This is a genomic window from Bacillus sp. JJ1503, from assembly GCF_036965125.1.
Taxonomy (GTDB): domain Bacteria; phylum Bacillota; class Bacilli; order Bacillales; family Cytobacillaceae; genus Cytobacillus.
Genome location: NZ_JBALOZ010000263.1, coordinates 1 through 9,460, shown reverse-complemented (window position 1 = coordinate 9,460; position 9,460 = coordinate 1). Strand labels below are relative to the sequence as shown.

General features: G+C 36.0%; 7 protein-coding genes and 2 pseudogenes. 7 read left to right on the top strand and 2 right to left on the bottom strand.

Annotation, left to right across the window (positions count from 1 at the left end; genetic code table 11):
- Nucleotides 1–57 precede the first annotated feature (57 nt).
- From V7149_RS19340 to V7149_RS19310, 7 genes are all read left to right on the top strand, one after another.
- Nucleotides 58–837 carry an amino acid ABC transporter ATP-binding protein gene (locus V7149_RS19340; RefSeq protein WP_335347229.1) on the top strand — a complete coding sequence of 260 codons (780 nt, stop codon included), beginning with the start codon at nt 58–60 and terminating at the stop codon, nt 835–837.
- A 30-nt stretch (nt 838–867) separates the two neighbouring features.
- A complete protein-coding gene (gene speB, locus V7149_RS19335; protein WP_335347228.1) occupies nt 868–1,869 on the top strand; it encodes an agmatinase in 1,002 nt (333 codons plus the stop codon).
- A 16-nt stretch (nt 1,870–1,885) separates the two neighbouring features.
- Nucleotides 1,886–2,488, top strand: a complete 603-nt coding sequence (locus V7149_RS19330; RefSeq protein WP_335347227.1) for an urea carboxylase-associated family protein — start codon at nt 1,886–1,888, stop codon at nt 2,486–2,488.
- Nucleotides 2,489–3,013: 525 nt separating this feature from the next.
- The gene (locus V7149_RS19325) at nt 3,014–4,057 is read left to right on the top strand and encodes a TRAP transporter substrate-binding protein (protein ID WP_335347226.1); all 1,044 of its coding nucleotides are present in this window, start codon (nt 3,014–3,016) and stop codon (nt 4,055–4,057) included.
- Nucleotides 4,058–4,131: 74 nt separating this feature from the next.
- Complete coding sequence (locus V7149_RS19320) at nt 4,132–4,650, top strand: TRAP transporter small permease (RefSeq protein ID WP_335347225.1); 519 nt, start codon at nt 4,132–4,134, stop codon at nt 4,648–4,650.
- Nucleotides 4,651–4,667: 17 nt separating this feature from the next.
- Nucleotides 4,668–5,936 carry a TRAP transporter large permease gene (locus V7149_RS19315; RefSeq protein WP_335347224.1) on the top strand — a complete coding sequence of 423 codons (1,269 nt, stop codon included), beginning with the start codon at nt 4,668–4,670 and terminating at the stop codon, nt 5,934–5,936.
- A 28-nt stretch (nt 5,937–5,964) separates the two neighbouring features.
- Nucleotides 5,965–7,389, top strand: a complete 1,425-nt coding sequence (locus V7149_RS19310) for an amidase (protein WP_335347223.1) — start codon at nt 5,965–5,967, stop codon at nt 7,387–7,389.
- A 374-nt stretch (nt 7,390–7,763) separates the two neighbouring features.
- Here the strand turns inward: V7149_RS19310 and V7149_RS19305 are convergent.
- Nucleotides 7,764–8,048: pseudogene (locus tag V7149_RS19305) on the bottom strand (IS3 family transposase); the annotation flags it as partial.
- A gap of 472 nt (nt 8,049–8,520) precedes the next feature.
- Nucleotides 8,521–9,412: pseudogene (dapA, locus tag V7149_RS19300) on the bottom strand (4-hydroxy-tetrahydrodipicolinate synthase).
- Between the last annotated feature and the right edge of the window lie 48 nt (nt 9,413–9,460).

Below are 9,460 nucleotides of genomic sequence, written 5' to 3'. Positions count from 1 at the left end.
AATAAAAAAACAGGATATGAATATTAAAACTTTGTCCTGATGAAAGAAGGGAGAAAAATGACTGAAACATTAACGAAAACAGAAGCAATTATAGTAAAAGGATTAAAGAAATCTTTTGGTCACCAAGAAATATTATCATGTATTGACTTAAATATTAAACACGGTGAAGTTGTTTGTATTATTGGACCTAGTGGTTCTGGGAAAAGTACGCTGTTACGCTGCCTAAACCTATTAGAGAGTCCAACAGGAGGAAATATATCTATAGATGGTGATGATATTTTTCCGCAAAAAGACACTTCTAGGAAAAATGAAATGAACCTGCGCCAAATTCGCTCTAAAGTTGGAATGGTCTTTCAACAGTTCAATCTTTGGCCACATAAAACCGTCATAAATAATTTAATTGAGGCCCCTTTGCTTGTTCACAAAAAGGATAAAAAACAGGCAGTGGAATTTGCAGAAAAACTATTGAAGAAGGTTGGATTAACGGAAAAGCGTGATGCATACCCTTCTAGTTTATCAGGAGGACAACAGCAGAGGGTTGCTATAGCAAGAGCACTTGCGATGGAGCCTAAAATAATGTTATTTGATGAACCGACATCCGCACTTGATCCCGAGTTGGTAGGAGAAGTTTTAAAAGTCATGAAGGATTTGGCCTCCGAAGGTATGACGATGATTGTGGTAACCCATGAAATGGGTTTCGCTCGTGATGTAGCTGATAGGATTATCTTCATGGATCAAGGCATTGTAGTGGAGGAAGGGCCGCCAGCAGAAATTTTTTCACATCCAAAAAGTGAAAGATTACGCCAATTTTTGACTAGCGTGCTTGGAAATAAATAATAACTTTAGTGATTATGAGGAGGAGATATTATGTACGAACCAAATAAACAATATGTTAAACAAAAATTGAATTTACCATTCACAGGAATTTGTTCCTTTGGTAAGTATCCGATTTGTACAAATCTAGATGAACTGGATGCAGATATTGCTATTATTGGAGTTCCGTATGATATGGGAACCCAATGGCGTTCTGGTACTCGCTTTGGCCCGCGCAGTATTAGGGAAGGGTCTACCCTTTATAGCTTTGGATTAGAAGGTTCCTACGATCCGGAACGAGATACTATGTTTTTAGCACCACCATTAAAAATTGTCGACTGTGGAGATGTTGATATTGTTCATGGCGATCTTAAACAAAGCTTCGAAAATATTGAACTAGCAATAAGGAAAATAGTATCAAAAGGGGCATTCCCTGTTGTATTAGGTGGAGATCATTCCATTACAATTCCAGTGGCAGAGGCCTTAGATTCACTAGGACCTTTATGCGCCATTCAAATAGATGCTCACTTGGATTGGGCAGACGAGCGATCAGGACAACGTTATGGTCATGGAAGTCCAATGAGACGCATGGCTGAAATGGATCATATTAATGAAATGGCTCAGCTCGGCATTCGTGGAATTGGAAGCAGTAAAAAAGGAGATTTTGATGATGCTAGGGCTTACGGAAGTGTGATTTTGAGTCCGAAAGAATTAAGAAAAATAGGGATTGAAGGTGTATTAAGCCGTATTCCAAAAGGTGGTCGCTATTTCCTTACAATGGATATAGATGGCCTGGATCCATCACTTTGTCCAGGAACAGGTACCCCATCTCCGGGGGGCTTTTATTATGATGAAGTAAACGAATTATTAGAGGCCATTACAAATCACGGAGATGTAGTAGCATTTGATCTTGTTGAAGTAGCTCCTTCCTATGATCCTACAGGAATGACAGGCCAAACAGCAGCACGGATAATTCTCGATCTATTGGGATTCATCACAAAAAAATGGGAAACAAAAAAGAGCACTGTAGTAGAGAGTGAAACAGTTGATGCATGAAAGTGAGGGAAATGAATTGGAAAAAAGAGAATTTTTAATTCCAGGTGGAACAGGTTATTCATTTAAATTAAATAAAGGACAATATTTGAAAGTTATAGACGTAGAAGGGAAGCAAGTCGCTGACTTCATTGCAATAAGTGTAGATAAAAGGGATGAGTACTTATCTACTGCACATACTCGTACAATGAATGGACGGCTCTTCGTTACGAAGGGTGATAAGTTGTTTAGTAACTATCGCAATGCCCTTTTAGAAATGGTAGAAGATACTATAGGCGTGCATGATACTCTTTATCCTTGTTGTGATCCACAACGGTATAAACTGGATTTTAATGTTGAAAATCATAGAAATTGCCGGGATAATTTTGCAGAGGCTCTTAAAGAATACGAGATTGATTATGGATTTATACCAGACCCACTTAATTTATTCCAAAACTCTCCAATCAATCACGATGGCACCTTTGCTGCTATCGTTGAACCAGAATCACAACCTGGAGACTATGTTGTATTTAAAGCATTTTCAGACCTGATTATTGGAATCTCTGCTTGTCCACAGGATATGGTACCAACCAATGGATATAATATTACAGATATTAAGGCGGAAATTTTCAATAAATGGTAAAGAGTAAATTTAAATCCACTCTATTTGAAAAATAGTAGACATAGGGAAAAAGGAATCACGTACAGGAGTATCGTGATTCTTTTCTCTTTCCTAACCTGAAATTTAATCTTAGCAGTTTCATATAATCCTTATTAATAATTGTTCAAATAACCTTTACTTCCAAGTCTTCGCCACACATATAGCCATTGCGAACGAAATAGAGTTAGATAGGGAATAAACTCCTGTTGTTTTATTAATAATAATGTATCTGATATTTAACTTGAATTTTCTGATAATATTTATTATTCTAAATATTATATATGTCGACGGACGACAGCTGTTAGATAGGGAGCCTGAAGCCAGCTAAAAAGACTCAAGAATAGTTCAGAAATCAGCAATACGTTAATAATGGCAATTTCTGTTTAATCATTAATGATCATGTTCAAAAAAATCTATAAAAAGGACTCCCAATTAAGGAGGTGCTAGTAAAAGAAATTTTTTTTGTAAGAAAGACAATAAATCTATTAAATTCAAGGAGGATTATTCATGAAAGGTTTTAAGAAATACCTTTTAACAGCTATTTCAATTGCTTTATTAATCTTTTTATCAGCATGTGGTAATAAAGAAACAGCTAATAACTCAGCAAATAGCGGTGACGGCAATGAAGTTCAGAACTTAACAATAAAACTTGCCCATGAGGTTGCAGAAAATACTTCTCAACATAAAGGTTCTCTTGCATTTAAAGAATATATAGAAAAAGCTTCCGATGGAAAAATCAAAGTTCAAGTGTATCCGAATGGACAACTTTTCGGAGATAAAGATGTTTTTCAAAATATCGTTGCAAATAATGTTCAATTTACGCAAATAGATATGGCGAAATTGGTTGGTGATGACCCACGTTTTAATATTCCATCATTACCATTTTTATTTAAAGGGGATGATGAGGCCGTTAAATTCTGGGAAGGCGAGAAGGGTAAGGAAATTCTATCAAGCCTTGAGAAAGATGGACTTTATGGTCTTGCAATGTGGCCGAATGGACCGAAGCATCTTACAAACAACATTAGACCTATTAAGTCACCAGAAGATTTAAAAGGCATAAAATTCCGCACTCAAGGTGGTCAAGTATTAGAAAAGGTATTTTCAACAGTCGGGGCTGGCTCCGTATCGATGCCATTCACTGAACTTTATACTGCCCTACAACAAGGGACAGTTGATGGTCAAACAAATACATTTGTAAACATTGAATCAAAAAAGTTTGACGAGGTTCAGAAGTATTTAACTATTACAGGAGAAGCACGGGTAGACTTAGCGTTTTTTGTAAACAAAGAATTTATGGATAGTTTGAATGAACCGACACGAAAGATTATTGAAGACGGTGTAAAAGCGTCTACAGAGGCAGCAATAAAAGCTGCTAAAGAAATGAATAAGGAAGCCCTAGAGAAAATCAAAGATAGAGGAAATATGGAAATAACGGAACTATCCGATGAAGATCTACAAGCATTCCATGATGTTTGGGCTCCTGTTTATGATGCATTTTCTGATGTAATAGGTCAAGAGTATATTGAAGCTGCTAGACAAGCCAACAATTAATTGATGAACAAGATTGTGGAATTCTTTCCATAATCTTGTTTCATATTTCTTTTATTTGGAAAGGAGGCTATTTAATGAAAAAGGTATTTCAGATTTTTGAGAAAGTGGAGGAAAGAATAGCTGTAATTCTATTTATTCTTGGGTCTATTATTTGTATCTATGGTATTTTTATGCGTTATGTCCTTAATGCTCCGGTTACTTGGTCAACTGAAATTTTTGAAACACTAATGGTTGCCTCTATTTTTATTGGTTTTGGAATGGCGCTAAAGGATGAACGTCATATAGTAGTAGACTTAGTCTATGATAGGATGTCTCCAATTAATAAAAAGGTGATGAATATAATTAGTAACTTACTTGGATCAGGGTTTAGTGTTTATCTAACAATCATGGGCATTAAAATGGTGAATGTTGCTCAAAGTCAGGGGAGGGTAAGTATTGATGTTGGGATTCCGATTTGGATTACTTACTTAATTATGCCAATCGGAATGGCGCTGCTTTCATTGTATTTCCTATTAAGAACTGTCAAAGCAATTCGTACCCCAGCTCATAAGGAATTATATGACAAAGAAGATAGTGTTAAAAATGCAATTTAGTAGAATGGGGGTCCGTTATGAATCCAACAGTGGTATTACTTATTTCATTTTTTGTTCTATGTTTGATTAGAGTTCCTATTGCTGTCAGTCTTGGATTATCGAGTATTTTTGCATTATTTTTAATAGATTTCACTATGTATCCAGTTATAGAAAAAATGTTCCTATCCGTTAATTCTTCAGCTTTAATGGCAATTCCTGGATTTGTTTTTGCAGGTATTATAATGGCCAGGGGCGGCATTTCTTTCTATTTAATAGAAGCACTAAAATCATGGGTTGGTCACTTTAAAGGAGGACTTGCACTTGCAACAATCCTAGCTTGTATGATTTTTGCTGCTATTTCTGGTTCTAGCCCAGCGACAGCAGCAGCTATTGGCACGGTCATGATTCCGGCAATGGTTGAAGCAGGTTATAGCAAACGGTATGCAATGGGACTTGTTGCAGCCGCAGGAACCCTTGGGATATTATTACCACCTTCTATCCCACTAATTATTTATGGAGTTGTTTCCGAACAATCAATTGGAGACCTCTTCACTGCTGGTATTTTACCAGGTATACTCTTAGGCTGTCTTTTAATGATTTCAGCTATTATTAATGCGCGAATAAAAAATTACGGTACAATGCCAAAAGCCAGTATGTCAGAGAGAATTAAAAAATCCCGAAAAGCTTTATGGGGATTTATTTTGCCAGTTTTAATTTTAGGTGGTATTTATACAGGTATAATGACTCCTACGGAAGCTTCGTTTGTTGCGGCTCTTTATGCAATCATTATTTCTGTGTTTGTATACAAGGAAATGAAACTTGAATTATTTTATAACGTCACGAAAGAATCAATTAATATCACTGCTATGATTTTCCTAATCATAGCATCAGCAAATATATTCGGAATGTTCTTAACAACTGAACAAATTCCTCAAACGGTGGCTCATTGGATTGAATCAAGTTCTACAAATGTATGGGTATTTTTAATAGGTGTCAATTTAATGTTCTTTGTATTGGGAATGTTTCTAGATGCTGTTTCTATCATTCTCATTACTTTGCCGATTTTATTACCAATATTAATCATGTTTGACTTAAATTTAATTCACTTCGCAATTATTATGACAATAAACATGGAGCTTGCGATGATTACGCCGCCTGTCGGGTTGAATCTGTTTGTGGTAAGTGGGATAACAAGGGAAAAGGTAGGAAATGTTGTACGCGGTGTTGTCCCATTCTATGCAATATTGATAATAGGTCTGGTTGCTGTCATAATTTTCCCTCAGATTTCACTATTGTTGGTTAAGTAGTATAAAAATTTATTAGGAGTGAATCTAATTGAAAACAAAAGAGGATTTATTAACCTATGATATTACGAAAATTTCTAACTTGATTAAGGAGAAAAAAGTGACTCCAGTAGAAGTTACTTTACAGCTGCTAGATCGAATTGCAGATGTTGATCAGGTAATCAACTCTTTTATTACAGTCGATCGAGAGGATGCAATTAGACAAGCGATACAAGCTGAGCAGGAAATAGAAGCAGGTATATACAGAGGTCCGCTTCACGGAGTTTCTATAGGGCTAAAAGATTTAATTTATACAAATAACATGAGAACTACAATGGGATCTGAAATATATCAAGACTATATTCCAGAATACAATGCCACCGTTGTTGAAAAATTGAAACAAGCTGGAGCTATTATCATTGGAAAATTAAATACACATCAATTTGCATATGGTCCTACTGGTGATCGCTCTTTTTTTGGCCCAGTAAAAAATCCTTATGATACACAAAGGATAACTGGAGGATCAAGTAGTGGGTCTGGAGCGAGTGTATCTGCATGTTTAGGCTTTGGATCTTTGGGAACCGATACAGGTGGATCTATAAGAGTACCAGCTTCCTTTTGCGGAGTTGTTGGAATAAAACCAACATATGGGAGAATTAGCAAATATGGAGTTTATCCTCTTTCTTGGACACTTGATCATGTTGGTCCATTAACTCGAACTGTAACAGATAATGCAATTTTTCTAAATTCTATTGCAGGGTATGATCCTAATGATCCTAGTTCAATCCAGCGCGATACTGAAGACTTTTCCCGATTTATAGGAAAAGGAATTGAAGGCATGAAAATAGGGCTACCTTCAACATACTATTTCGATGATTTGAACGGAGAGGTAAGGAACATTATTGAAAAATCCATTGAGGAATTACGTGATCTTGGGGTGACTATTAAAACTGTTGATTTACCAAACATTGAAAAGTTTGCGGAAGCCCATAAGGCCATTTTAAGAAGCGAGGCATATGCAGTTCATGAAAAAAATTTGATGGATTATCCAAATCAATGGGATGACGAGGTAAAAGAGCGTCTATTAACAGCACTTGATACAAAAGGGTATGAATATGCACAAGCTTTGCAAACTCGTCAACTTGCTAAAGATGAGTTTAACAAGGCTTTAGAGGAAGTCGATGTACTGCTCACTCCTACCTTGCCGATATTACCACCGAAAATTAATGAACGTCATGTCGATCTAGAAAAATATGAAGGACAACACATACGTTGGTCGATTATAAAGTTAACCGCACCTACAAACTTTAATGGCTTTCCAAGTTTGTCCTTACCATGTGGATTTTCTTCTGATGGAATGCCAATCGGTGTACAGTTTATTGGTCGGGAATTTGACGAAGCAACATTATATCGCTTTGGCTATATCTTAGAACAAAAGCTTTCTATTAATACATCGAAATTTACCATTGATAAATAATAGAAGGGCCAGACTTTTGTTTTGTGAGGATGTTCAATGGATGAAAAACAACCGAAATTTCGTATGTCTTTTAACAATGTTAAATTGAGGTGTTTTCACCTCTTTTTTCATAAGGGGAAATAAACATTTCTTCACTATATTCCCTTGTTTATTTATTTATTTATGGAAGAGGAAGAAAGTTTTCAAACTCTACTCCTGTTAGTCAGCAGAATTCTCTAAAATACTTTTTTTGGAAGAGAAGTCTGGAATTCCTAATGATTTGGTAACGAATAATGCTTTAAAACCTTAAATAAGAGACCAGGTACTTAAAGAAGTCCTGTTTTAATGAAAAGTGACCAATCTTTGAAGTGAACCCAAAAAGTTAGACACGAATATTAGGCAGCCTCTTGGGCATGAGTTCGGTATTGTACGGGACTCATGCCCTTTAGTTTTGCCTTAATTCGTTTGTGATTATAGTAGTAAATGTAATTTTCTAATTCTAGTTTAAAATGCTCCATACTCTCGAATTCTTTGAGATATAGTAATTCAGACTTTAATAAGCCAAAGAAATTCTCTATGACTGCGTTATCTAAACAATTCCCCTTACGGGACATACTTTGGACGATTCCACGTTCTTTTAATGCGTGTCGATATTGCTTCATTTGATAATGCCAGCCTTGAATTGTTTCGTTGTCCTCATCAGCTGTTTTTAAATCTTGGATATCACTCAAAGGATTCTGCTACAGCTTATTATTTTGATTGCCCAGGAATAAAACTTCGCAGCGAATTTAGTCGCCGGTTGATGGGAGAGAATTATATGATGAGTATTACATAAGAAAGGGAGGAGTGAACGTGTATTATGTATATTATGTGACGAGTTTGATTTTGATAAGTTTAAATTAGGAGCTAAGCTTCTTTGCTAATTAAGTGGGATGAATAGTCGATTTTCATATTAATCTTTATTTATCACTTAAGAGGAAGGAGATATTAGAGGTATTTCATTAGAAAACGCAACTCTAGCATTGAACAAATAGGGTGCTCAAATCTATGTATCCATAGTATTGAAGCACCCATTTTTCACTAGCTGTTCTTAATAATCGTATTCGTGTAAAAGATACTGCTCATTTATTAAATGTACACAAGCTTTCGCTATCATACTGTTTCTTTGACGGCGTACCCTAGTTCACTCAATTTCTCCCGGATTTTTTCTTTTGTTTCTGTAGTGGCAGGGACTAACGGTGAACGCACGGTGCCGCCTGTAAAACCTAGAACTTCAAGCCCTGCTTTTAAGTTCCCCGGGAACGGAATTGCGTCCACAATATTGTAAAGACCTATCAATTTTTTATTAAGCTCTGCCGCTGCTTTCACATCGTTTTCTTTTACTATTAGGTCGTACATCTTAACAATTTCCTTCGGGATAAGATTTGGAATAACACAAATTGTTCCATGCCCTCCAATCGCAAGCGTCGGCAGTAACGTATGCTGATAACCTGTTAAAACAGAAAAGTTTGGAACGTCTTTCGTTGCATCAATTGATTGAGAAATGATATCAAATTCTGTTGTGTTTTTTATTCCTACAACCCCATCAATCTGACTTAATTCATAAATTAGTTCTGCATCAATTTCTACTCCTGTTCCTCCAGGATAGTGATAAACAATGATACCTATACTTGAATTTGCGGCAATTACTTTAAAGTAATCGACAATTCCTTCTCTTGTCGTTTTCAAGTAATGTGGTGTTAGGATCAATGCGCTTTGTGCCCCTGCATCTGCAGCAAATTGTGTAAGTGNNCGTTCTGTGGCAACCTGTTCCAGCAATTACGGGAACACGACCATTTACATCTTTGATAACTTCCTTAATCAGTTCCTTTCTCTCTTCTGTAGTTAATAACGTATACTCACCTGTACTTCCGGCTACCACTACTCCATGTACACCAGATTCAATTAAATGATTGATAAGCTTTTTGTTTCTAATAAAATCAATACTTCCATCCTCATTAAATGGTGTTGTTAAAGCTGGAATAATTCCTTTAGGTACATACATTTCTATACCTCCCGTTTGTTTTTTGTTTTAATGGACTAATGGTATTAC